This is a genomic window from Corynebacterium lipophiloflavum DSM 44291 (genome assembly GCF_000159635.1).
Lineage (GTDB): Bacteria > Actinomycetota > Actinomycetes > Mycobacteriales > Mycobacteriaceae > Corynebacterium > Corynebacterium lipophiloflavum.
In genome coordinates this window covers 569,621-594,484 of the sequence record NZ_GG667192.1, presented here as the reverse complement: position 1 = coordinate 594,484, position 24,864 = coordinate 569,621, and the positions used below count along the sequence as shown (strand labels likewise).

Here is a 24,864-nt window from a genome sequence, read left to right as displayed (position 1 = left end):
TAGTAACGTGTCCGATTTGTTATCTTACGGTACGAGAACTCAAGCCTGTGCCAGGTGATCCCTAACTGCGCTGAAGCCGGCCGAAAGCCCTTCCGGATTCGAGCCCGAGCCCTGCGCCAGATCCGGCTTGCCGCCGCCCTTGCCGTCAACGTAGCCGCCGATGAGCTTGACCAGGTCACCGGCCTTGACACCTGCTTCGACCGCGGGCTTTGTAACTGCCACGGCGAAGGGCACCTTGCCGTCAACACTGGAGGCGAGCACGACCACACCAGGGCGCGCGCCGAGGCGCTCGCGCACGTCGGACGCCATGGTGCGCAGGTCACCGGCGCCGAGCCCGTCGGGGAGCTTGACCGACACCAGCGAGAACTTCGCGACCTGCTGCGCCTGCTCGACGTACTGCGCGGTGTGGCTGGAGAGCTGCTGTCGGCGCATCGCCGCGAGCTCCTTCTCCGCGGCGCGCAGGCGATCGGTCAGCTGCGCGATGCGGTCCGGCAGCTGCTCGGTCGGCGTTTTCAGCTCTGCTGCCAGACCCGATGCCAAGGCGGCCTCGCGGGAGAAGTAACGGAAGGATTCCAAGCCCGAGTACGCCTCAATGCGTCGCGCCCCGGAACCAACAGAGGATTCGCCCAGAACCGCCACGGGCCCGATCTGGGAAGAGTGATCGACGTGCGTGCCGCCGCACAGTTCGATGGAGAACGGCCCGCCAATTTCTACGACGCGCACGACATCGCCGTAGTTCTCACCGAACAACGCCATCGCACCCATCGCCTTGGCTTCCTCGAGCGAGGTTTCAATGGTGTTGACAGCGAAGTCGGCGTCGACCGCCTGGTTGGTGATCGTCGCGATCTCGCGCAGCTGCTCGTCGCTGAGCTGCTCGGTGTAGTTAAAGTCAAAGCGCAGGTAACCCGGCTTGTTCAGGGATCCGGCCTGCACCGCGGTGGGGCCGAGCACCTGGCGCAGCGCCGCGTGGATGAGGTGGGTGGCGGTGTGCGCCTGGCGCGCGCCGTGGCGCCACGAGCTATCCACCTCGGTGGTCACGCCCTGGCCCAGGTCAAGTCCGCCGTTTTGCACGGTGGCCTTGTGGATCCACAGCTTCTTGCCCACCTTCTGCACGTCGGTGACGTTGAGCACGGTATCGCCGACGACGATGCGGCCACGATCACCCATCTGCCCGCCCGACTCGGCGTACATCGGGGTGACGTCGAGAATGACCTCGACCTCATCGCCCTGGGAGACCTCGGTGACCTTCTCGCCGTCGCGCACGAGGCCGATGACGGTGCCGTCGTGGGCCAGCTCGCTGAAGCCGACGAACTCGGTCGGGTGGGAATCAACCCACTCGCGGTACAGCGACTCATCGAGGTTGCCCTGCTTCTTCGCCTTGTTGTCGGCCTTGGCGCGCTCGCGCTGCAGCGCCATCTCCCGGTTGAACTCGTCCATGTCCACCTCGAGACCGGACTCGCGCGCCATCTCCAGCGTCAAGTCGATGGGGAAGCCGTAGGTGTCGTGCAGCTCGAAGGCTTGGGCTCCCGGCAGCGTGCCGGCCCCGGCAGCCTTCACCGATGCCGCGGCCTCCTCGAAGCGGTGCGTGCCGGACTCCAGCGTCTTCATAAACGCGCGCTCCTCGGCCACGGCGACGCGCACGATGCGCTCCCGGTTGTCGGCGATCTCGGGGAACGACGGGGTCATGGTGTCCATGATCGTGTTCATGAACGGCTCCAGCACCGGCGCGGTGGCGCCGAGCAGGCGCGCTGAGCGCACGATGCGGCGCAGCAGGCGGCGCAGAATGTAGCCGCGCCCCTCGTTGGATGGGGTGACTCCGTCCAGGATGATCATCATCGCGGTGCGCGAGTGGTCGGCGATGACGCGGAAGCGGACGTCGTCACGCGTGTTGCCCGCGTTGTAGCGCGCGCCGGTGAGCTCGATCGCGGCGTCGATCACTGGGCGCAGCAGGTCCGTCTCGTAGACGTTGTCCACGCCCTGCAGGATGCAGGCGACGCGCTCGACGCCCATGCCGGTGTCGATGTTCTTCTTCGGCAGCTCGCCGATGATCTCGAAGCCCTTCTTGTCGCCCTCGCCGCGGATCGACTCCATGAACACGAGGTTCCAGATCTCCAAATAGCGCGTGTCGTCGGCGATGGGACCGCCCTCTTTGCCGTGCTCGGGGCCGCGGTCGTAGTAGATCTCGGAGCATGGGCCGCAGGGACCGGGCACGCCCATGGACCAGAAGTTGTCCTCCATTCCCATGCGCTGGATGCGCTCGGCGGGCACGCCGATCGTGTTCTCCCAGATGCCGGCGGCTTCGTCGTCGTCAAGGTAGACGGTGACCCACAACCGCTGCGGGTCGAGCCCGTAGCCGCCCTCGGAGACCGGGTTGGTCAGAAGCGCCCAGGCGTGCTTGATCGCGCCTTCCTTGAAGTACTGGCCGAAGGAGAAGTTGCCCGCCATCTGGAAAAACGTGTTGTGGCGGGTGGTGATACCCACCTCCTCGATGTCGAGGGTGCGCACGCACTTCTGGATGGATGTCGCGGTGCCGGAGGCAAATGGCGGTGTTTGCTGGCCCAGGAAGTAGGGCTTAAACGGCACCATGCCCGCGTTGACGAACAGCAGCGTCGGGTCGTCCAAGATCAGCGAGGCACTCGGCACCGGCTCGTGTCCGGCGTTGATGAAGTGCTGGGTGAAACGCTCTCGGATCTCATGGGTCTGCACGGGCGGTATCCTTTAACAAGTGGAGGGGTTCTAAATCGCGAACCACTTTACCCGCGCAGGTGCCCTCGTCGGCGATCGACCGCGTGGCGGGGCGCTAGCTGCCGCGCACCATTCGCCGCAGCCGGCCCAAGTATTCCCTGATCCGCTTCTCCGCGCCGTGGCCAGCCGGGGCGTAGTAGACGGCGTCGTCGAGACCCTCCGGAATGTAGCGCTGCTGAACCACCCCACGCTCATCGTCGTGCGGGTAGACGTAGCCCACGGCGTTTCCCATCGCCTCCGCATTCTTGTAGTGCCCGTCACGCAGGTGCGCGGGGACCGGGCCAGCTTTGCCCTTAGCGACGTCCGCCTGAGCGCGGTTGATCGCCTCGTAGACGGCATTGCTCTTCGGCGCCGTGGCAAGGTGGATCGTCGCCTGCGCCAGGGCCAGTCGCCCTTCCGGCATCCCGATGAACTGCACGGCCTGCGCCGCAGCCGCCGCCGTCTGCAACGCGGTCGGATCCGCCATGCCGATGTCCTCCGAGGCGTGGATGACCAGGCGGCGCGCGATGAAGCGAGGGTCCTCCCCCGCCTCGATCATCCGCGCCAGGTAATGCAGGGCCGCATCAACGTCCGAGCCACGGATTGACTTGATAAACGCAGAAATGACATCGTAGTGCTGGTCGCCGTCGCGGTCGTAGCGCACAATGGCGCGGTTGACGTTGTCGCGCACCACCTCGACGGTGATCGCGCCGTTGTCATCGACTGCTTCGGCGGCGGCTTCGAGGTAGGTCAGGGCGCGGCGCGCGTCGCCGCCGGCGAGCAACACGAGCTGCTCGCGGGCGGCCGGCTCGAGCGTCTTGTCCCCGCCCACGCCGCGCTCGTCAACCATGGCACGGTCGATCACGTCGCCGATGTCCTCGGGCTCCAGCGAGCGCAGCTGCAGCAGCAGCGAGCGCGACAGCAGCGGCGCCACGACGCTAAACGACGGGTTTTCCGTCGTCGCGGCAACGAGCAGAACGGTGCGGTTTTCCACTGCGGCGAGCAGGGCGTCCTGCTGCGTTTTGGAAAAACGGTGCACCTCGTCGATAAACAGCACGGTCTTCTCACCTCGCGTGAGGTCGCGGCGAGCCTGCGCGATCACTTCCCGCACGTCCTTGACCCCGGACGACAGCGCCGAAAGACCCACGAAGTTCTGCCCCATCGTTGACGCGATCAGCGAGGCGATGGTGGTCTTTCCCGTCCCGGGCGGGCCGTAAAGGATAACGGACGCCGCGCCGGAGCCCTCGACGAGCCGGCGCAGCGGCTTGCCCTCGCCCAGCACGTGGTCCTGGCCGACGACGTCGCTTAGGCTCTGCGGGCGCATCCGCGCGGCGAGCGGGGCGGACTCCCCTACGGCGAACAGGCTGGAGCCGCGGTTGCCCGCCGCGCGGGCGGCCAGATCGTTGCCGAACAGTCCTTCCTCCACGCCACTACCCCTAGCTCAGCCTGCGCGCCACCGCGTGCGCGAACTCGGAGATGACCTTGTGCGCGGGGTCGGACCCTGCGCCGGAATAGCGCGCGAGCGCCTCGAAGGTCTCGTAGAGGTCGCGGCGCACGAGCTGCTCGTCGGCGGTAAACGGGCCCTGGTACGCGGGCCGCAGCAGATCCCCGCTGACCTCGAACTCCTCGAGGTGCACGGCGGCGCCCACGTCGACGCCCGCGGCCTGGAAATCGGCGGTGATCCTCTCGTCCTGCTCCCACACCTCGCTGTGGGCGTTGACGTTGAGCACGGAGACACTGGACAGCGCCCAGGCGATCAGCGCAGCGGTGATCCGTGCGTGCAGCGTTTCGGGCTGCTCCACCTCCGGCCACAGCCCGCTGACCTCGCGCACCCACGTCTCGGTGAACACGTGGGCCTCCTCGTCGGTGATCGGGTCGGTGGAGATGTAGTTGGGAAAGCCCGCGATGACGGAGGCGAGGTCGAACGTGACATCGCGGAAACCCGCCCACTCGTAATCGAGGAACTGGATTGTCTCGGCGTAGATCACGTTGTCAGGCGCGAGGTCGAAGGGGGTAAACGCGCGGTTGCCGCCCTTGAGCAGGCGGTAGCTGACGTTCTCGGCCACGGCCTTGACCTCGTCCGGGACTTCGATGCCAGCCTGCTCCATCATCTCCAGCCCGAGCCGGATGCGGTGGAACAGCAGCCGGTCGCGAAGGTTCTGCACGCCCTCGGCACCGCTGTGGGCGCGGGTCAGGCGGGTAAAGAGCACATTGAACGCGTCTTCCTTGTCGGCTGTGCCGGCGTGCATCCTGCCCAGTGCCGAGCCGAAGGAACGCAGCACGTTGACCCGCTCTTCAGCGGTGGACTCCGCGAGCAGGCTGTCCAGGGTGTCGCCGTCGCCTGAGTCGGTGATGATAATGATGCGCTGGTCAACGTCGTAGCCCAGAAGCACGGGGCCCGGCCGCACTTCTTCGCTTAACGACGTCGTGAACTGGTACGCGACGACCTCCCGCAAGTAGGCGGCGTCCTCGAGTGGGTCCCCCACCAATGGCGAGTACTTCACTACCACGGAGCGGTGCTGCAGGAAGGGGTTTGAGGCCACCTTCGCCCGGTACACGCCCGCGATGCCCGAGCCGGGCAGGCGGGTGGCGTCGACAAGCTCCTGCGCCCCGCCAAAGCGGCGGGTCAGGATGCCCTCAGCAGCGGGGATGACGTCGCTTTGCTCCATGCGTCGGCTCCTTAGTTGGGGGCGCCCGAATCAGCCGGGGCGTCGGCCTTCTTCGGTTTGAAATCGACACCGGTTTCCTTGCGCTGTGCCGTCGGAATCGGCGCGGGCGCATCGGTCAGCGGGTCGACGCCGCCGCCGGACTTCGGGAAGGCGATGACGTCGCGGATGGAGTCGAACCCTCCGAGCAGCGAGACAATGCGGTCCCAGCCAAACGCGATGCCGCCGTGCGGCGGGGCACCGAAGGCGAAGGCCTCGAGTAGGAAGCCGAACTTCTCCTGGGTCTCTTCCCCGGTAATGCCCATGACCTTGAACACGCGCTCCTGGACGTCGCGCTGGTGGATACGGATCGAGCCGCCGCCGATCTCGTTGCCGTTGCAGACGATGTCGTAGGCGTACGCCAACGCCTCGCCGGGCTCGGAGTCAAAGGACTCCAGGTACTCCGGCTTGGGGGAGGTAAATGCGTGGTGCACGGCGGTCCACTTGGAGTGGCCCAGCGCGACGTCGCCCGACGCGGTGGCGTCTGCGGAGGGCTCGAACATCGGCGCGTCGACGACCCAGGTAAACGCCCAGTCGCCTTCCTTGATCAGGTCGAGCTTACGCGCGATCTCACCGCGGGCGGCGCCGAGCAGAGCGCGGGAGCTCTTGGTGTCGCCGGCGGCGAAAAAGATGCAGTCGCCCGGCTTCGCGCCGACGTGCTGCGCAATCGACGCCTTCTCCGCGTCGGTGATGTTCTTGGCCACCGGGCCGGACAGCTCGCCGTCCTTCTGGACCAGGATGTATGCCAGGCCCTTTGCACCGCGCTGCTTTGCCCACTCCTGCCAGGCGTCGAGCTGGCGGCGTGGCTGAGACGCCCCGCCTTCCATGACCACGGCGCCGACGTACTCGTTTTGGAACACGCGGAACGGGGTGTCCTTGAAGAACTCCGTGCAGTCCACCAGCTCGATACCGAAGCGCAGGTCGGGCTTGTCGGAGCCGTACTTCTCCATCGCCTCGGCGTACGTCATTCGCGGGATCGGGGTGGAGATTTCCACGCCGATGAGCTTCCACAGCTCGACGAGGATCTCCTCGGCCAGCTCGATGATGTCGTCCTGGTCGACAAAGCTCGCCTCGATGTCGAGCTGGGTGAATTCCGGCTGGCGGTCGGCGCGGAAGTCCTCGTCGCGGTAGCATCGCGCGATCTGGAAGTAGCGCTCCATGCCGGCCACCATGAGCAGCTGCTTGAACAGCTGCGGCGACTGCGGCAGCGCGTACCAGGAGCCGGGGCGCAGGCGCGCCGGCACGAGGAAGTCGCGCGCGCCCTCGGGCGTGGAGCGGGTCAGCGTCGGGGTTTCAATCTCGGTGAAGTCGTGGCGGCTGAGCACCTCGCGGGCGGCGCGGTTGGCGTCGGAACGCAGGCGCAGCGCGGCGGCTTGGCGCTCGCGGCGCAGGTCAAGGTAGCGGTACTTCAGGCGGGTTTCCTCGCCGACCTCGTTGGAGGAGAAGTCCTCAACCTGGAACGGCAGCGCTGCGGACTTGTTCAGCACCTCGAGCTCGACCGCGTTGACCTCGATCTCGCCCGAGGCAAGGTTCGGGTTTGCCGAACCCTCCGGGCGCGGCTCGACCACGCCGGTGACCTTGATGCAGTACTCGCTGCGCAGGTCGTGCGCCGCCTCGGCGACCTCGGACTCGCGGAACACCACCTGCGCGAGACCGGAGCGGTCGCGCAGGTCGATGAAGATAACGCCTCCGTGGTCGCGGCGGCGCGAGACCCACCCGGTGAGCGTTACGGTCTGGCCATCGAGTTCTTTGCGGAGGTCTCCGGCGAGGTGGGTGCGCAGCACTATCTTTTTCCACGTCCTTCTAGTCACGGGGGTGTTGCCATATTTTTTCAAAGTGGGCCTGATGTGCCGGCCCTGTACGCGGCAACGCTTAGCGGGCTTCTACTCTACTCCTTCCCCGCGCGCGGCACCGGCGTTGGCCCTCCGAGCCACGTGACTGGCTGCCACGCGCGCGAGTTGGGCCGGTAGATGTGCGCGTTCGCTGTCAGGGTTTGGCAAAATTGCTGCCATGACTTTCAAAGACAGCTACCGTCGCTCCGGAAACCGTGCGACCACAGCCTCCGGCGGCGGCCGTGGCGCCGCACCCATGGTGATCGGCGGTGGCGGCCTGGGCACCCTGCTGCTCATTGGCCTGTTCCTGCTCCTCGGCGGCGGAGGCGGTGGAGGCGGCGGTCAGATTCCGCTCCCGCTGGCCGAGCCGAACCAGGTCACCGATGGCGGGGCTACAACCTCGACCACTGCAACGCCGCAGGTGCAGCGAACGAGTACGCCGATTGCCGCCTGGAGGCGACGGCCGTGTCCGTCGACAACGTGTGGCAGGACATCCTTCCCGCCGAAGCCGGCATCGAGTACACCCAGCCGGGCCTGACCTTGTTCCAAAACACCGTCAACTCCGGCTGCGGCATGGCCTCGGCGCAGACAGGCCCGTTCTACTGCCCGCGGACACCACCGCGTACTTCGACGTGAGTTTCTTCAACCAGCTTGAGCAGCTCGGCGGCACGGACGCGCCTCTCGCCCAGATGTACGTTGTCGCTCACGAGTTCGGCCACCACATCCAGCAGCTTGAGGGCACCCTGGGCATGAGCAACTACAACCAGCCCGGCGAGGATTCGGCGGCCGTGGCCATTGAGCTACAGGCTGATTGCTACGCGGGCCTGTGGGCGTCGCACGCCGACAAGGGCGAGGATGCCCTGCTGGAGCCGTTTACCCGGGAGCAGATCACCGCGGCAATCCAAACCGCCCGCGCCGTGGGCGACGACAACATCCAGAAGCGTTCCGGCGGCGAGGTCAACCCCGACGAGTGGACTCACGGCTCCTCGCAGCAGCGCGAGGAGGCGTTCCTGCGCGGCTACCAGGACGGCCACATGCGCTCCTGCGACTATCTGGACCGCGGCGTATATTCCTAAACCATGGCGGAAAATCGTGGGGCGGCATTTTTAGCGGCGTTCAACGACATCGAGGCGTACCTGCGCGATGTGTTGAATGCAAAAAAGTCGGACGGATTCTCCTGGATGGCCAACCTTGCGGCCAAGAAGGGTTTGATCTCTCGCGAGTACGCCGCGGACTTAAAAGAGTTCGCGGAGCTGCGAAACGCGATCAGCCACGGCGAGTACCGGGATTTCAAGCCGATTGCGGAGCCTCTGCCGGAGACGGTCGCGGACATCGAGCGCATCCGCGACGTGCTGCTGCGCCCCGCGCTGGCGATTAGTGTCCTCGGCGCGCAGCAGGTGGTCACCTTCGCGCCTGACGACGACATCCACTCGCCACTGACAACCCTGCGCGAGAGCAAGATCTCGCAGTTCCCCATCTACGACGGCACTAAGTACGTCGGCCTGCTCACCACCAACGCCATCGCGCGGTGGGTCGCCGCCGACCTCAGCGCGGATGACAAACTCGACGCGATAACGGTCGCCGAGGCGCTGCACTACTCCGAGAGCCAGGACCAGGCGGTCTTCCTCCCGCGCACCGCGACCCCGCTGAGCGCACTCAACGCGCTGACCACACCGCTTGACGACGGCACCCTGCCCCGCGCCGCGATCTTCACCGAGGCGGGCAACGACACCCAGAAACCCCTGGCCGTCGCCACGGCTTCGGATATCCCGAGCCTGCTCAAGGCCGTCTAGCCCCCCGATGGAATCGGTGATACGTCACCATTGTTGCGTTAGGATAGAAGCAACAACACTTTCCAAGGAAGAGGCTCACCCTTGCAGTTCGGAATTTTCACCATCGGCGACGTCACCACCGACCCCACCACGGGAACAACCCCCACGGAAAAGGAGCGCATCGACGCCATGACGGCGATTGCCGTTAGAGCCGACGAGCTCGGGCTCGATGTCTTCGCCACCGGCCAGCACCACAACCCGCCGTTCGTCCCCTCTGCGCCGACTACCCACCTCGCCCACATCGGCGCGAAGACGAAGAACATCCAGCTGTCAACCGCGACCACGCTCATCACCACCACGGACCCGGTGCGTATCGCCGAGGATTACTCCTTCCTGCAGAACCTCGTCGACGGGCGCATGGACCTGATGATGGGCCGCGGCAACACCGGGCCGGTCTACCCCTGGTTTGGCAAAGACATCCGCCAGGGCATCCCGCTCGCGGTGGAAAACTACCACCTGCTGCGCCGACTGTGGCGCGAACCTGTGGTGAACTGGCAGGGCCAGTTCCGCACTCCCCTGCAGGGCTTCACCGCCACCCCGGCTCCGCTTGAGGGCGTAGCGCCGTTCGTCTGGCACGGTTCGATCCGCTCCCCGCAGATCGCCGAGCAGGCCGCCTACTACGGCGACGGCTTCTTCCACAACAACATTTTCTGGAACAAGGAGCACACCGCCTCCATGGTTGACCTGTACCGCCGCCGCTATGAGGCGCACGGCCACGGCAGCGCGGACCAGGCGATCGTCGGCCTCGGCGGGCAGGTCTACATCGCCGACTCCGAGGAACAGGCGAAAAAGGAGTTCCGCCCCTACTTCGACAACGCCCCCGTCTACGGCCACGGCCCCTCGCTGGAGGAGTTCACCGAGCTGACCCCGCTGACGGTGGGCACGCCGGAGATGATTATTGAGCGCACGATGCAGTTCGCGGACTGGGTGGGCGACTACCAGCGCCAGCTCTTCCTCATCGACCACGCCGGTTTACCGCTGGAGGTCGTGTTGAGCCAGCTCGAGCGCCTTGCCACCGAGGTCGTTCCGGAGCTGCGCCGCCGCATGGAGGCGCGCCGCCCAGACCATGTGCCGTCAGACCCGCCGACGTTTGACACCCTGCTGGCCGCGAAGCGCGAAGGCCTCTCCCTGCCGCACTTCGAGGTCAACCCGGGCAACGACGGGGAGGCGAATTAATGAAGCGCCTGATTGTTCTTTCCGCTGGCTTATCGACGCCCTCCACAACGCGCCAGGTGGCCGACACGATTGCTAATGCGGTGTCCTCGGCCGTCGGCGGGCGGGGCGAGAAGCTCGAGGTGACCACCATCGAGCTGCGCGAGCTTACGGGGGATCTGGCCCAGCACACCTCGACGGGCATGTCCACCCCGCGCCTCGACGAGGTCAAGACACAGCTCAGCGAGGCCGACGGCCTGGTCGCCGTGACCCCGGTGTTCAAGGCGAGCTACACGGGGCTGTTCAAGATGTTTTTCGACGTGCTGGACACCGACGCCCTCAACGGAATGCCGACGATTATCGCCGCGACCGCGGGCACGGCGCGCCACTCGCTGGTGACTGAGTACGCGATGCGCCCGCTGCTGACCTACATGCGCGCCGTCGTGGTTCCCACCTCGCTGTTCGCCGCCACTGATGATTTCGGCGGGCCGGAGGGCGCGGACTTTAACAAGCGCGTCGCCCGCGCCGCCGCCGAGCTGGCCCGGCTCATCGTCGCCACCGAGGGCTCCGTTGGCGGGCTCGCCGGCGCGGTGACGGACTCGAGCGCGGACGTCCCACCGCGCAAACGCAAGGCGGGTGTGGATGTGACCGATGATTTCATACCTTTTTCCGAGCTGCTGCGGGGCCACCGTGGCGAATAGTTCAGTGAGGTAGCATCTGTTTTATGTCGCAAAATACTGTCAGCGTCGTTGACCTGTTCAGCATCGGCATTGGGCCGTCGTCAAGCCATACCGTTGGCCCGATGCGCGCGGCGATGGCCTTCGTCGACAACCTCGGCGAGCTGCCCCCGCGCGTGGCCGTCGAGCTGCGCGGTTCGCTGGCCGCCACGGGTGTGGGGCACGGGACCGACCGCGCGGTCCTGCTCGGCCTTGTCGGCTACACCCCGACGACCACCACCCCCGACATCGACCCGGTGCCCGGAGTGGCAATCCCCGAGTCCGGCACCATCTCCGGGCCGGCGGGCAGCGTCGACTACGAGGTGACGTTTAACCCCAAGCCGGTCGCACAGCACCCCAACTGCCTGATTTTCGACGCCTGGGACGCCGAGGGCAACCGCATCACCACGCGCAAGGAGTACTACTCCGTCGGTGGCGGGTTCATCCTCGACCGCGCGGGCATGGAGGCGCACCGAAACCGCGCCGGGGTGTCCATAGAGCAGCCCGACGACACAATTCCCTTCGAGTTCCACTCTGGTGAGGAGCTGCTGAACCTGTGCCGCGACAACGGGTTGAGCATCGCGGAGGTGATGCGCGCCAACGAGGAGGCGCTGCACGGCTGGTACACGGTCAGCGCACACCTCGATGCCGTGTGGAACGTGATGCAGGAATGCGTCGCCAACGGGCTCAAAGCCGAGGGGGTTTTGCCCGGCGGGCTCAACGTCACCCGCCGCGCCCCGCGTCTGTACCGCCTGTTCACCGCCGAGTACGAGGAATCCACGGCCCGCGGGCTTGACGCGATGGAGTGGGTCAACCTTTTCGCCCTGGCCGTCAACGAGGAAAACGCCGCCCACGGCCAGGTGGTCACGGCGCCGACTAACGGAGCCGCGGGCATCATCCCCGCCGTGATGCACTACTGCCGCGATTTCATGGAGGACTTCACCGACGAGCGGGCCCGCGAGTTCCTGCTCACCGCCGGTGCGATCGGCGCGATTATCAAGACCAACGCGTCGATCTCGGGCGCGGAGGTCGGCTGCCAGGGCGAGGTCGGCTCCGCCTCCGCGATGGCCGCGGCGGGCATGTGCGCCATTTTGGGCGGCACGGCCGAGCAGGTCGAAAACGCCGCTGAGATCGCGCTTGAGCACAACCTGGGGCTGACCTGCGACCCGGTCGGCGGGCTCGTGCAGGTGCCCTGCATCGAGCGCAACGCCATCGGCGGGGTCAAGGCAATCAACGCCGCGCGTTTGGCCAAGCTTGGCGACGGCACGAACATCGTCACCCTCGACGACGTCGTGGAAACCATGGCCGCCACCGGCCGCGACATGATGACCAAGTACAAGGAGACGTCGATGGGCGGGCTCGCCGTTCAGCTCGGGCTTCCCGTCAACATCACCGAGTGCTAGCCACCGCCGCGATCACGGCCTGGGCGTCAAGCGCCACCGAGGTCTGGCTGTGCTCCGCGAGGTTCTTCACCGCGACCTCGCTCGCCTCCAGCTCGTTGTCGCCGAGCACGAGCGCGAACTTCGCGCCCGCCCGGTCGGCGCCCTTCATCGCGCCCTTGAGCCCGCGCCCACCGTAGGACATGTCGGCGGAGATCCCGGCGGCGCGGAGGTCGTCGATAAGCAAGCTCATGCGTTTGCTCGCCTCCTCGCCCATTGCCACTCCGAACACGTCGACGCGGCGCTCGACGCCGTCAAGGGTGACGCCCTCCGCCTCGAGTGCGAGCACGGTGCGGTCGACGCCGAGGCCGAAGCCGATGCCGGAGAGGTCCTGGCCGCCGATTTGGGCCATGAGGCCGTCGTAACGCCCGCCGCCGCCGATACCGGACTGCGCGCCGAGGCCGTCGTGGACAAACTCGAAGGTGGTCTTTGTGTAGTAGTCCAGCCCGCGCACCATGCGCGGATTGATCACGTAGTCCACGCCCATCGCGTCGAGGGTGGCGGTCACCGTGTCAAAGTGCGCGCGCGCTTCGTCCGAGAGGTGGTCGATCATCAGCGGGGCATCCGCGGTCATCGCCTTGACCTCGGGGCGCTTGTCGTCGAGCACGCGCAGCGGGTTGATCTCCGCGCGCCGGCGCGTTTCCTCATCCAGGTCGAGGGAGAACAGGAACTTCTGCAGCTTCTCGCGGTAGGCGGGCCGGCAAGTATTGTCGCCCAGGCTTGTCAGCTCGAGGCGGAAGCCCGTCAGGCCGACGGCGCGGTAGCAGCGGTCGGCCAGGGCGATGATTTCGGCGTCGAGAAGCGGGTCGTCGACGCCGATGGCCTCCACGCCCACCTGCTGCAGCTGGCGGTAGCGGCCCGCCTGGGGGCGCTCGTAGCGGAAGAACGGGCCATAGTAGTTGAGCTTGACCGGCAGGTAGCCGCGATCCAGGTTGTGCTCGATCACCGCGCGCATCACCCCGGCCGTGCCCTCCGGGCGCAGCGTGACGCTGCGGTCGCCGCGGTCGGCGAAGGTGTACATCTCCTTTGAGACCACATCGGTCGATTCCCCGACGCCGCGGGCGAAAAGCGTGGTGTCCTCGAAAACCGGCAGCTCGATGTGCTGGTAGCCGGCAAGCCGCGCTTGGCGCGCGAACTCGTCACGCACCGCGATAAACGTCGCCGAGGCCGGCGGGACGTAGTCGGGCACGCCCTTTGGGGCGGACAGGGCCTTGAAAGTGCTGTTTTCGCTCACGGGTGCAAAGTCTAGTCAGCGCCCCTGGTTCGCCGCCCGCAGGTAGGGGTTGGTGGCGCGTTCGTGCGCCATTGTGGTCGTCGGGCCGTGGCCGGGAAGAAGTGGCAGGCGGTCCTCGATCTCCCACACGGGCCCGCGCAGGCTAGCCTGCATCGCCTCCTCGTCCGAGTACGGCAGGTCGGTGCGCCCGATCGAGCCCTGGAAAATCACGTCGCCGGCGAGCACGAAGTCGTCGTGGATCCACAGCGCGCTGCCCGGCGAGTGGCCCGGGGCGTGCCGGACGGTGAAGTCCATGCCGGCGAGGGTGACTTGTTTGCCGCCGGTGACCTCGGTGAGGTTGGCAATCGGCTCCATGTTGTCGATGTCGAAGGGCACGCGCAGCCACTCGGTGGCCACCGCCCCGTCGAGCATGAAGGCGTCGTCGGTGTGAATGAACGTTTCCACTCCAAAGATGCCTGCGTCGCGAATGTGGTCGATGTGGCCGTGGGTCAAGATGATTGCGACCACGGTGAGGTTTTCTGCCGCGCAGAACTTCTCCACGCGCGCATGCGCCCCGTAGCTCGGGTCGACGACCACTGCCTCACCCGTGTCCTCGTTGGAGACGATGTAGCAGTTGGTCTGCAGCGGACCGGCCGCGAATCCGGTGATCTGCACGTGTTTACTACCCGTTGCTTCCGCTCAAGGCGGCCTCGGCGGCGTCGTAATCCGGCTCGTTGGTGATCTCGCTGACAAGCTCGGTGTAGACGACGTTGTGCTCGGCGTCGGTGACGATCACCGCGCGGGCGAGCAGCCCCTCAAGCGGGGAGCCCTCGAGGCGCAGGCCTAAGTCCTCGCCGAAGGGTGAGCGAAACTCCGAAGCCGCGATGACCTTGTCAATGCCCTCTGCGGCGCAGAAGCGCTGCTGGGCGAACGGCAGGTCGTGGGAGATGCACAGCACCTCGGTGTTGTCGGCACCTGCCGCCAGCTTGTTGAAGGCGCGCACCGATGCCGCGCACACCCCGGTGTCGAGGGAGGGGAAGATGTTGAGCACGAGGCGCTCGCCCGCGAAGTCGGTTGCGGTCACGGGGTTCAAATCGCCGCCGACGAGCTCGAAGTCCGGCAGCTTCTGCCCCACTGCGGGCAGATCGCCGGAGGTCGTGGTCTGGTCATTTTTAAAGGTTACGGTAGCCATATCCACCAGCGTAGTGGTCTGTGGTGGGTACTGCCACGGCGCTGCTAAGCTGAAACACCGCACATCTTAGAAGGCAAGCGAGTCAATGGAGGAAGCCATCGTGTCCCAGGCGCCCAATAATGAACAGCGTGGCAAGGAAGCGTTGCGCGACCTTGAAAAGGAGTTGGGGGCCCGCGACCGTAAGGAAAAGACCAAGCCGTGGGCTGTTGCCGCGGCCTCGCTGGCTGTCCTCGCCGCCATCGGCGGAGGCATCTACTTCCTGGCCAACCAGGGCTCAGACGAGAGCGTGACCGCCTCCGGTGAGCAGACTACCGCCGCTGAGTCCACCGCCGAGACGACCGAGCCGGAGCCGATCCAGGCCGAGCCGCTGTCGCTTACGCGCTCTACCCCGCTGCCCGCCACCGTGAGCTGCTCGTACGAGGAGCAGGAGGGACAGAAGGACAACTTCGTCGGCGTGCCCCCGAGCGACAGCGTCTCCACTGAGGGCACCGTCACCGTGACCCTGGAGACCTCTGCCGGCCCGATCGGCATGGAGCTGGACCGCTCCGTCTCCCCCTGCACGGTCAACGCCGTCGAGTACTTGGCCGGCGAGGGTTACTACGACGACACCGTGTGCCACCGCCTGACCACAGGCGAGGGCCTCAAGGTCCTACAGTGCGGCGACCCGACGGGCACCGGCTCGGGCGGGCCCGGCTTCCAGTTCCCCAACGAGTACCCCACCGACGAGGCGTTAGAGACGATCGACACCTCCCAGATCCCGGAGGGCGTGCCGGCGGAGCAGGCCGAGCAGTACAAGGGAATGCTCTTGCAGCAGCAGCAACCAGTTAAGTACGAGCGCGGCACCATCGCGATGGCGAACGCAGGCCTGGACACCAACGGCTCGCAGTTCTTCCTCAACTACGGCGATTCCTCGCTTCCGCCGGCCTACACCTACTTCGGCCGCATTGACGACGCCGGCCTGGCCACCCTCGACGAAGTTGCCGCCCGCGGCACCGCCGACGGCCAGCCCGACGGCGCGCCGAAGGACGAGGTCCGCATCACCTCCGCCACGGTGAGCTAGGCGCTTGTCGACGCCCCACCCAACGCCCCCGGCCACCCGCCAATTGACGCCACGATAGACCAGAGGTGAACTTTCGGAGAACACGGTTCGGGGGCCTTGCGCACCCTGATTGGTGCGACTAGGTTCATACCCTGTACATGTCATGTCTGGTAGATGGGAAAAACCATGAAGCTCCGTAACAGCCTCCTCGCAGTCGCTACCGCAACCGCACTCGTCTCCGGCGGCGTTGCCGCACCGGCTTTCGCTGCGGAACCTGGTAACACAGGGCCCGCAACGGAAACCGGCTCTTCCATCGTCGAGCGCTTCCAGGGCTCTTCCAATAACGAATCCGAGAAGGAGGACACCGACAGTGGCTCCTCCGACTCCGACCTCACCAAGGCCAAGAACTGGATCGGCGTGGTCACCGCCATCATCGGCCTGCTCGGCGCCGTCATCACCTTCGCCTCCAAGAACCTCGGTCTGACCCTCCCGAAGCTCGGCTAGGTCCCCGCTTCCACCGCCCGCTTCCCTCATACAAAGGGGGCCGGGCGGTTTTTGCATCTCTCCCCCCTGTGCGGCGGTGCTAGGCCGTGACGCGGTAGATGTCGAACACGCCCTCGATGTTGCGCACGTGCTTCATGATCGAGCCGAGCTGCTTGGTGTCCGAGACGGCCATGGTAAAGCGCACGGTGGCGACGTTGTCGCTACCCAGCTGCGATGTCAGCATCATGATGGGAAGCTTCTGCTCCGAGAGCACCCCCGTGATCTCGGCGAGCAGACCCTGCCGATCCAGAGCCTCGACCTGCAGCGTCGCCTGAGACGCCGCGCCCGGGGCGGAGGATGCGGCCCACGAGACGTCGATAAGCCGCTCCGGCTCTTCCTTCAACTTGGCCGCGTTCGTGCAGTCCGCGCGGTGCACGGACACGCCCGCGCCACGGGTGACAAAGCCGAAAATCTGATCACCCGGCACAGGCTGGCAGCACTTCGCCAACTTGGCCAGCATGTCCGGGCTGCCCTCGACGAGCACGCCCGCGCCGTTGGCCACCGCCTTGGAGCGCACCAGCTCCGACATCGGGGTGCGCGCGGCCAGTGTGTCCACGGCGTCTTCCTCGTCGCCGAACACGTCGGTGAGCATGCGCGCGACATGCTGGGCGGACACCGTGCCCGCGCCGATCGCGGTATAGAGGGCATCCACGTCCTGGTAGTGCAGCCTTTGGGAAATCTGTCGCATCGTGTCGGCGGTGAACAGCCGGTGCATGGGAAGCCCGCCACGCTGCACCTCTGCAGCCAGGGCGTCACGGCCGGCCTCCAGGTGCTCCTCGCGGCGCTCCTTGGCAAACCACTGCCTGATCTTCGTCCTCGCCCGCGGCGAGACCACGAAATCCTGCCAGTCGCGCGACGGCCCGGCGTTTTCGTCCTTGGAGGTGAAAATCTCCACCCTGTCGCCGGACACGAGCTCCGATTCAAGCGCGACAAGCTTGCCGTTAACCTTCGCACCGATGCAGCGATGCCCCACCTCCGTGTGCACCGCGTAGGCGAAGTCCACCGGCGTCGATCCGGCGGGCAGGTTAACCACGTCGCCCTTGGGGGTGAACGCGAAGATCTGCTGGGCGGTGAGGTCGTAGCGCAATGAGTCGAGAAACTCGTTCGGGTCAGCGGCTTCCTTCTGCCAGTCCAGCAGCTGGCGCATCCACGCCATCTGGTCCACCTCGGCCTGGTCGCCCTTATGCGAGCCCTTCGTCTCCTTGTAGCGCCAGTGCGCCGCCACGCCGAACTCGGCGTTGTAGTGCATCTCGTGGGTGCGCACCTGCACCTCCAGCGGGCGGCCGCTGTCCGTCATCACCGTGGTGTGCAGCGACTGGTACACCCCGAAGCGCGGGTTGGAGATGTAGTCCTTGAACCGGCCCGGCATCACGGAGTACAGCGAGTGCACCACGCCGATCGCCGCGTAGCAGTCGTGGACGTTGTCCACCAGCACACGGATGCCCACCAGGTCGAAGATCTCGTCGAACTCGTGCCCGCGCACCACCATCTTCTGGTAAATCGACCAGTAGTGCTTCGGCCGGCCCATCACCTCGGCACTGATGCTGCTCGCCTTGAGCTCCGCCTCGAGCTGCGCCTTGATCTCGCCCAGCGCCCGGTCGCGCGAGGGAGCGCGATCGGCAACGAGCCTGACAATCTCCTCGTATTTCTTCGGGTACAAAATCGCGAACGCGAGGTCCTCGAGCTCCCACTTCACCGTGGCCATGCCCAGGCGGTGCGCCAGCGGCGCGATGACATCGAGGGTTTCCTTGGCCTTCTTCGCCTGCTTCTCCGGCGGCAAAAAGCGCATCGTGCGCATGTTGTGCAGCCGGTCTGCAACCTTGATCACCAACACGCGCGGGTCCTCGGCCATGGCAACGATCATCTTGCGGATCGTTTCAGCCTCCGCGGCCGCTCCGAGGGCAACCTTGTCCAGCTTGGTCACACCGTCGACAAGCTTGGCCACCTCGGGGCCGAAGTCGGCGGAGAGATCGGCGAGTGAGTACTCCGTGTCCTCCACCGTGTCGTGTAGCAGCGCGGCGACCAGGGTGGTGGTGTCCATGCCGATTTCGCCACAGATCGTCGCCACCGCCAGAGGGTGCGTGATGTAGGGGTCACCGGACTTGCGCGTGACCCCCTCGTGCAGGCGCTCGGCCACGTCGTAGGCGCGGTTGAGCACCTCGGCGCTGGCCTTCGGGTGGTATCGGCGGTGGATGGACATCAGCGGGTCAAGCACCGGGTTAACCCGGGCCCGGCCGCCGGTCAAGGAGCGCGCCAGACGCGCCGAGACGCTGCGCACGCTCGAGCCCGAACGCTTCTGCGTTTTCTCCGTCGCCATCACGGGCCCCTCTCTTGCGGTCTACCGCCTGATGGAATCTCTAGTTGTTGTGCTCGAGCACAACCAGGGGGGCGTCGCCAAGCCTGTCGCGCCCGCCTAAGCCGTCGACTTCAAGCACTACTGCGTATCCTACGACGCTACCACCGGCGCGTTCGATCAGCTCAGTCGCCGCGACCAGCGTGCCGCCGGTGGCGAGGACGTCGTCGACAAGCACCACTTTTTTGCCCGCAAAGTCAATCCCCTCAGCCGGGACCTCCAGTGCCGCGGAGCTGTACTCCGTGGTGTACTCCTCGGTGATCACCGGCGGCGGCAACTTGCCCTTCTTGCGGATGGCCAGGATGCCGATGCCGAGCTCGTAGGCCACGGCCGAACCGATGAGGAAGCCGCGCGCGTCGAGCCCGCCGATCATGTCCGCGCCGAACTCGCGGCTGGCCTGCGCAAGTTCGCGGATGACGACGTTGAGCGCGGCGCCGTCGGCAAGCACGGGAGTCAAATCCTCGAACAGTACTCCGGGCTCGGGAAAGTCCGGCACCTTGCGGATGCGGTGCGCGAGCGCCTCGCGCGCGCTGCTGTACGGGGTTATCGTGGAGTCAGTGTGCACGGTTGGTCCTCGCTTCATCTGCTTAGGTGGCCTGCGGGGCCGCATCGCCGACGGATGCCGGGCGCAGCTGCCACCGATCCATGTTCCAACCGATACCGGTTGGGCCTGTGTACACAATAACGTTAGACAGCTTCCGGTCCACGGCAAACGAACGCGGCTGCGCCGCCAGCGGCAGGCTGGGCAGTTCATCCCACAGCTCCGTCTCGCGCTTGCGCATCGCGTCGAGGTCGGCCGCGCGGGTGCTGGGAATCGTGTACTCGGTCTGCGGGTTGACGGGCCGCAGCATCGCATCAATGGTGCCCTCGACCACGACATCTTCTCCCCACTCGCCGACATCCACGCGACCAAGATCGCGCAGGGTCGCGCCCGCGCCTGTCGCCGCCGTGACGTCAATGACGCTAATGCCGGCCGGTTCGCATGTGGCGCGGATGGAATCGACCATCGACGCCATGCGTGGCGACACGTGCGCGTACCCGACGCGCAGCTCCAACCCGCCCGCCGCGCTCGCGGCTGCGATGTCCACGCCGCCGCGGGGTGCGACAATGTCGTCGAAACGCGGCGCCAACGGGTCATTGTTTGGAACGACGTGGGTGAGCACCGACGGGACCTCCACGCCAGCCGCCCCGCTCGAGGCGGCGGCCACCGCGTTCGGGTCGGCGCACCTGGCCAACGCCTGCCGGTTGGCGGGAAACGACCATGGCCCAGCCGTTTCGAACGTCAGCGACTCGGTGAGAGTGCCCACGAGGGAGGTCACGTCGAGCTCGTTGCCCTCGGCATTGATGTCCAGCCACTCCGGGTTCGGCTCAGCAAGGTCAGCCACGCGCAGGTTGCCCGTGCCGTTGAGCTGCGCCGAGGCGGCCGTGCCCGGCCACACCACGATCTCATCCGTCAGCGGGGCGTCGCCGTAGTAGCGCTCGTTGGCCACCAGGGAGACCTGCCCCGCCTCGCCGACGCTGTCAACGGTGTAGGGCCCGAAGGAGACGTGCATCGCCGGATCAAAGTTCGCCAGATCGAAGCCACTTCGCCACACCTCGGCAACGGGGCGCAGCGTGGCGGCGTCCCCCTCGTCCAACTGAGCACTAAGCCCTGCCACGTCGGTGCCGAGCTTCGCCGCCACCGCGTGCGCGGGCACGACCGTGCCGGGGCCGAACAGCTCTCGCCACTGCGCACCGTGCCCGGGCGCGAACACCACGTCGAAGGTCTTTGCGCCTGGTTCGCAGTCGAGGCGCTCTACCTCCTCGAACAGCGGCATGTGGGAGCCGAACAGGGCGGGGTTTTTCCCCGCGGTAAAAGCAAGCAGGTAGTCGGTGCAGGTCACCGGCTCCCCGTCGGAGAACACCGCTTCATCCGACAGTGTGTATTCCACGATGCGCTGCGCACCCGGCAACGCCTGGGTGCGCACTAGGTCGGTGTTGGGGATCATCTGCCCGCTCGGGCCCACGACAAACACACCCGGGTAGAGGCGGGCGGAGAGCATTTGCGCGAACTCGGATGCCCCGACATCGGTGCCGGCGTTAGTTGTCGACAGGTTCACGGGCACCTGGTAGGAGAACTCAGACGTTGTCGATTCGTCGCTCGCTCCCGGTGCACCGCTGGAGCACGACGCGACAAGGCCGGCGCCGAGCACGGCGGATGCACACAGGCTCAGCGCCCGTGAGAAAGTGGGGCGATCCACGAACAAAAATCCTTCCCTATTTTAAAGGCTCTAGCGTGCATTGGGGCGCCAGGTAAAGCTAGTCGCAGGGGCGTGCGGCTCGGTAGGTTGCGGCGCGACGACGGTGCGCTTGCGCGTCGCCGCCTCTTCGTGGCGCACCTCCGGCTGGAGTGCCTCGGCATCGGCGTCGCCGTTGCGGAACGCCTCGACCGCCGCGGCATGCTCCTTGTGCTTGTCCTGCCGGTTGACCAGAGAGACCAGAATCGGGGTGGCGAGGAACAGCGAGGAAAAGATACCCTCGATAACGCCAATCAGCTGGATCAACGCGAGGTCGCGCAGAGTACCGATGCCCATCATCCACACCGCGACCACCATGAGCGAAATAATCGGAAGTGCCGAGATCACCGAGGTCGAAATCGAGCGCATCACCGTCTGATTCACTGCCAGGTTTGCCTCTTCCGCGTACGTGGATCGGCGCGAATCGAGCACCCCGGCGGTATTCTCTCGGACCTTGTCAAAGACGATGACGGTGTCGTAGATGGAGAAGGTCAGCACGGTGAGCAGGCCGATGATCATTGCTGGGGTGATCTCGAGGCCGAACAGAGCGTAGGTGCCCAGGATGAGCACGCCGTCGACAAGCAGGGCCGCCATCGCCGCGACCGCCATCTCGCGCTTGAGCCGCAGCGCGACGTACGCCGCGGCGGCGAGCAGGAACACACCCATCGCCAGCAGCATCCGGTTGGTAATGGTCGATCCCCACGACTCGGAGACTGTGGAGTCGCCGATCGCATCAGGGCTGGCGTTGCCCTCGGCGTCGAGAGGCTGGTGCTGCTCGAAAATCGCCTGGCGGGCCTGGTCGATCTGCTGCTGCGTCAAGTGTTCGGAGTTGATCTCCAGGGTGCGCGCGTCGCCCGCGCCGACGATCTGCGTTAGCTCCGGGGTCACCCCGGTGGCGTCGATAAATGTGGTTTCGACCTCCTCGGCGACGAGGTCGCCGGCGGGCATCGACAGCTTGGTGCCGCCCTCGAAGTCGATGCCCAGGTTGAACCCGCGCACAAGCATCGCCGCGAGCGCGACAACGACGAGCGCGAGCGTGATGCCGTACCACAGTTTCGAGCGGCCGATGAAGTCGATTGCGCCCTCGCCCGTGTACAGCCTGTCGTAGCGGCTGCGCGTGACACCTGCGTCCGCGGAGTTTTCCGCCGGGGACTGGAACGTGAGTTTGGAGCTACCCATGACTTACTTCTCCTCGGTTTCAGTGCTAGGTGCGGTGCCCGTGGCGCCGGCAGAGGTGCGCTCCCGCTCCACGAGGCTGTAAATCTTGCCCATGCCGTTGACCGCCGGACGCGACCAGAAGCGCGAGCGCGACGCCAGGATCATCAGCGGTGCCGTGACCAGGAAGGTCACCAGCAGGTCCACCACCGTTGTCAGGCCCATGGTAAAGGCGAAGCCCTTCACGTCGCCGACGGCGAGGAAGTAGATCACCACGGCGCCGATCAGGGTGACGATGTTGCCTGTCACGATCGTCTCCTTCGCGCGGTCCCAGCCCGTCGCCGTTGCCGAGCGGAAGGTGCGGCCCTTGCGCAGCTCGTCCTTGACGCGCTCGTAGATGACCACGAAGGAGTCGGCGGTGGTGCCGATACCGATGATCAGACCGGCCACGCCCGACAGGTCGAGCGAGTAACCGATCCAGCGTCCGAGCAGTACCAGCAGGCCGTAGACCACGGCGCCCGCGAGCACGAGGGTGGCCAGGGAGATCAGGCCGAAGAGGCGGTAGTAAGCGAAGACGAACACGGCCACGAGAAGCAGGCCGACGATTCCGGCGATCAGGCCCGCCTTCAGCGAGGCCGCGCCTAACGACGGCGGCACCGTCGTCGCCGTACCACCCGGCTCACCGTCTTCGCCCACGAACGACAGCGGCAACGCGCCGTAGCGCAGGTTGTTCGCCAGCGATGTCGCCTCCTCCTGGGTGAACGACCCGGTGATCGAGGTCGCGGAACCCACCGGCGTCGCGCCCTGGATAACGGGGGCGGAAATGACCTGCGAGTCCAGGGTGATAGCGACCTGCTGGCCGATCATGTCCGAGGTCAGCTGCGCCCACGCCTGGGAACCGTTGGGGTTGCCGTCCTGGCTGAACGCGAAGCTGATCTCCATCTGGCTCGTCTGCGGGTTGAATCCGCCGGTGATCGGGCGGGAGGTATCAATCTCGTTGCCCGTTAACCGCGGCCCGTTCGGGTCACCCTGCCCCAGCAGGGGTGCCTCACCCAAAAGCAGCGGTTGCATGCTCGTGGCATCGCAGGCCACCAGCGGCTGCGCGAGATCGTCGGAGCCTGTCAACGGGTCGGTTTGCTGCGTGGTGCACACCGTGCTCATCAAAGCGAGGGAAGCGAACTGCTGCGTCGGGTCCGCAGACTGGCGGGTGCTGCGCAGCATCTCGGCCGTTTCTGTGCGACGCTCGGCGGACTCGATCGGGCCGGACGGGTCTTCGAGCGGCTCCGAGGTCACCTCGAGCGAGCCCTCCTCGGTGCCGAGCTGCGTGGCGACGGAGTCCAGGGTGGTCTGGGCATCCTCCTTCGGCACAATCCCGTAGGCGACCCAGTCGTCGGCGGTCTGCACGAGCACGTCGCCCACCGCGGTCGGGTCCGGCGCCGGGCTCTGGATCACCGGGCGAAACGCCAATTGCGAGGTTTGTCCGAGGTTGCGCACCGCCGAGGTGTCATCCCCGGCGGCGGTGATCACCAGCGTGTTGCCGTCGACGACCACGCTGGCGCCGCTGACACCCCATGCCGTTGACGCGCTGCTCGATGATGTTGCGGGCATCGGCAAGCTGCTCCGGCGTGGGGTCCTCGCCCTGGGGCACGAGAGTCACGCGCGTGCCACCCTGCAGGTCAATGCCGAGCTTCGGTGTCGCCGACCTGTCGCCGGTGAAGAAAACAAGCGCGTAGATCGCGACGATGATCAGCAGAAATAGGGCGAGTGCCTGTGCGGGCCACGTCCTTTTCGCTCGCACGTCCGCGGAACGCCGGTTGTGTGAGGACACGTGTCGTATCTCCTCTGCTTCGGATAATGTCGTTGGCTTTCCGCACCAGCACCGGAGGCGAAAGCGCGTGGCCGGAAAGCGCCCACCGCATCATGCTACGTTATCGTTCCCCGTACAAAAGGCCCGCCCCCGCATGTCGCGGGAGCGGGTCTTTAGGCTCGGAGTGTTGCAGCATGTGGCTGACGCGCGTCTACTGCTCATCGGGCAGCTGTTGGGGGTGGTCGTCGGCAAGCGGGGTGGCTGGCTCGACGCGTCGCATCACGCCCGCGCGCTCCATCGTGACCACAGTGCCGGGAGCGAGCTCGACCTCGAGGGTGTCCTCACCGGTGGAGACAACCGTGCCGTGGAAACCGGAGACGTTGACCACCCGGTCGCCGGGGACGATCGACGCCTGGAGTTGCTCGACCTGCGCCTGACGCTTGCGCTGGCCGCGCATCATCAGAAACGTCGGCAGCATGAACAACGCGAGGACCAGCAGAAGAAAGATAAGTTCCATGGGCCCCATTGTGTCATAACCCCATCCGGGGGCCGTGGCGGGCTCTAGAGCAAGTTGAGCTGCCCCGGCGCTTCCGGCGGCGGGGTCACTCCCACGTGGTGCCAGGCCGCGGCGGTGGCGACGCGGCCGCGGCCGGTGCGCGACATCAAGCCGGCGCGCACCAGGTAGGGCTCACAGACTTCCTCCACCGTGCCGGGCTCCTCCCCCACGGCAATCGCCAGCGTGCTCACGCCAACCGGTCCGCCGCCGTGTCCGCGAATGAGGGAGTTGAGCACCGCGCGGTCGAGCCTGTCCAGGCCGAGCTCGTCGACGTCGAACACCTCCAGCGCGGCGCGGGCCGCGGCGACGTCGACACGCCCGTCGCCGTGC

Annotated in this window: 19 protein-coding genes and 2 pseudogenes; 7 read left to right on the top strand and 14 right to left on the bottom strand. The window is 66.4% G+C overall.

Annotated elements, in window-relative coordinates; all coding sequences use genetic code 11:
* Positions 1–39: 39 nt before the first annotated feature.
* The 4 genes from alaS to aspS form a co-directional block, all read right to left on the bottom strand.
* Complete coding sequence (alaS, locus tag HMPREF0298_RS05940) at positions 40–2,706, bottom strand: alanine--tRNA ligase (protein ID WP_006840219.1); 2,667 nt, start codon at positions 2,704–2,706, stop codon at positions 40–42.
* Positions 2,707–2,800: 94 nt separating this feature from the next.
* Positions 2,801–4,123, bottom strand: a complete 1,323-nt coding sequence (locus HMPREF0298_RS05935; RefSeq protein WP_040422748.1) for a replication-associated recombination protein A — start codon at positions 4,121–4,123, stop codon at positions 2,801–2,803.
* A 37-nt stretch (positions 4,124–4,160) separates the two neighbouring features.
* Positions 4,161–5,393, bottom strand: a complete 1,233-nt coding sequence (locus HMPREF0298_RS05930; RefSeq protein ID WP_006840217.1) for a phosphotransferase — start codon at positions 5,391–5,393, stop codon at positions 4,161–4,163.
* 11 nt (positions 5,394–5,404) lie between these two features.
* Positions 5,405–7,213, bottom strand: coding sequence for an aspartate--tRNA ligase (gene aspS / locus HMPREF0298_RS05925; RefSeq protein ID WP_006840216.1), 1,809 nt, complete (start codon positions 7,211–7,213; stop codon positions 5,405–5,407).
* Positions 7,214–7,439: 226 nt separating this feature from the next.
* Between aspS and ypfJ the strand changes: the two are divergent.
* From ypfJ to HMPREF0298_RS05900, 5 genes and pseudogenes are all read left to right on the top strand, one after another.
* A pseudogene (gene ypfJ / locus HMPREF0298_RS05920) lies at positions 7,440–8,337 on the top strand (KPN_02809 family neutral zinc metallopeptidase).
* A gap of 3 nt (positions 8,338–8,340) precedes the next feature.
* Complete coding sequence (locus HMPREF0298_RS05915; RefSeq protein WP_006840212.1) at positions 8,341–9,054, top strand: CBS domain-containing protein; 714 nt, start codon at positions 8,341–8,343, stop codon at positions 9,052–9,054.
* 81 nt (positions 9,055–9,135) lie between these two features.
* Positions 9,136–10,269, top strand: a complete 1,134-nt coding sequence (locus HMPREF0298_RS05910; protein WP_006840211.1) for an LLM class flavin-dependent oxidoreductase — start codon at positions 9,136–9,138, stop codon at positions 10,267–10,269.
* Complete coding sequence (locus HMPREF0298_RS05905; RefSeq protein ID WP_006840210.1) at positions 10,269–10,946, top strand: FMN reductase; 678 nt, start codon at positions 10,269–10,271, stop codon at positions 10,944–10,946. Before HMPREF0298_RS05910 ends, HMPREF0298_RS05905 begins: the two co-directional genes overlap by 1 nt.
* Before the next feature lie 23 nt (positions 10,947–10,969).
* Positions 10,970–12,364 carry an L-serine ammonia-lyase gene (locus HMPREF0298_RS05900; RefSeq protein ID WP_006840209.1) on the top strand — a complete coding sequence of 465 codons (1,395 nt, stop codon included), beginning with the start codon at positions 10,970–10,972 and terminating at the stop codon, positions 12,362–12,364.
* Here the strand turns inward: HMPREF0298_RS05900 and hisS are convergent.
* From hisS to tpx, 3 genes are read right to left on the bottom strand one after another with little or no spacing between them, the layout of a single operon-like run.
* Positions 12,351–13,634 (bottom strand): histidine--tRNA ligase, encoded by a 1,284-nt coding sequence (hisS, locus tag HMPREF0298_RS05895; RefSeq protein ID WP_006840208.1) that lies wholly within the window; start codon positions 13,632–13,634, stop codon positions 12,351–12,353. The genes HMPREF0298_RS05900 and hisS overlap by 14 nt on opposite strands.
* A gap of 15 nt (positions 13,635–13,649) precedes the next feature.
* Positions 13,650–14,288 carry an MBL fold metallo-hydrolase gene (locus HMPREF0298_RS05890; RefSeq protein WP_006840207.1) on the bottom strand — a complete coding sequence of 213 codons (639 nt, stop codon included), beginning with the start codon at positions 14,286–14,288 and terminating at the stop codon, positions 13,650–13,652.
* A 7-nt stretch (positions 14,289–14,295) separates the two neighbouring features.
* Positions 14,296–14,805 carry a thiol peroxidase gene (gene tpx, locus HMPREF0298_RS05885; protein WP_006840206.1) on the bottom strand — a complete coding sequence of 170 codons (510 nt, stop codon included), beginning with the start codon at positions 14,803–14,805 and terminating at the stop codon, positions 14,296–14,298.
* Positions 14,806–14,890: 85 nt separating this feature from the next.
* On the opposite strand from tpx, the gene HMPREF0298_RS05880 reads away from it, so the two are divergent.
* Entirely contained in the window at positions 14,891–15,865 is a 975-nt protein-coding gene (locus HMPREF0298_RS05880; protein WP_006840205.1) for a peptidylprolyl isomerase, read from the top strand.
* A gap of 165 nt (positions 15,866–16,030) precedes the next feature.
* A complete protein-coding gene (locus HMPREF0298_RS05875; protein WP_040422747.1) occupies positions 16,031–16,348 on the top strand; it encodes a hypothetical protein in 318 nt (105 codons plus the stop codon).
* A gap of 79 nt (positions 16,349–16,427) precedes the next feature.
* On the opposite strand, the gene HMPREF0298_RS05870 is transcribed toward HMPREF0298_RS05875, so the two are convergent.
* The 7 genes and pseudogenes from HMPREF0298_RS05870 to HMPREF0298_RS05840 all read right to left on the bottom strand — a co-directional run.
* Positions 16,428–18,704, bottom strand: coding sequence for a RelA/SpoT family protein (locus tag HMPREF0298_RS05870; protein WP_006840203.1), 2,277 nt, complete (start codon positions 18,702–18,704; stop codon positions 16,428–16,430).
* 40 nt (positions 18,705–18,744) lie between these two features.
* Positions 18,745–19,323, bottom strand: coding sequence for an adenine phosphoribosyltransferase (locus tag HMPREF0298_RS05865; RefSeq protein ID WP_006840202.1), 579 nt, complete (start codon positions 19,321–19,323; stop codon positions 18,745–18,747).
* Between the two features lie 4 nt (positions 19,324–19,327).
* A complete protein-coding gene (locus HMPREF0298_RS05860) occupies positions 19,328–20,980 on the bottom strand; it encodes an ABC transporter substrate-binding protein (RefSeq protein WP_245527448.1) in 1,653 nt (550 codons plus the stop codon).
* Positions 20,981–21,010: 30 nt separating this feature from the next.
* Positions 21,011–22,195 (bottom strand): protein translocase subunit SecF, encoded by a 1,185-nt coding sequence (gene secF / locus HMPREF0298_RS05855; RefSeq protein ID WP_006840200.1) that lies wholly within the window; start codon positions 22,193–22,195, stop codon positions 21,011–21,013.
* Positions 22,196–22,198: 3 nt separating this feature from the next.
* Positions 22,199–23,999: pseudogene (secD, locus tag HMPREF0298_RS05850) on the bottom strand (protein translocase subunit SecD).
* Positions 24,000–24,189: 190 nt separating this feature from the next.
* Positions 24,190–24,495 (bottom strand): preprotein translocase subunit YajC, encoded by a 306-nt coding sequence (gene yajC, locus HMPREF0298_RS05845; protein ID WP_157464386.1) that lies wholly within the window; start codon positions 24,493–24,495, stop codon positions 24,190–24,192.
* Between the two features lie 44 nt (positions 24,496–24,539).
* A partial coding sequence (locus tag HMPREF0298_RS05840) for a Holliday junction DNA helicase RuvB C-terminal domain-containing protein (RefSeq protein WP_006840196.1) occupies positions 24,540–24,864 on the bottom strand: 325 nt, incomplete at its 5' end.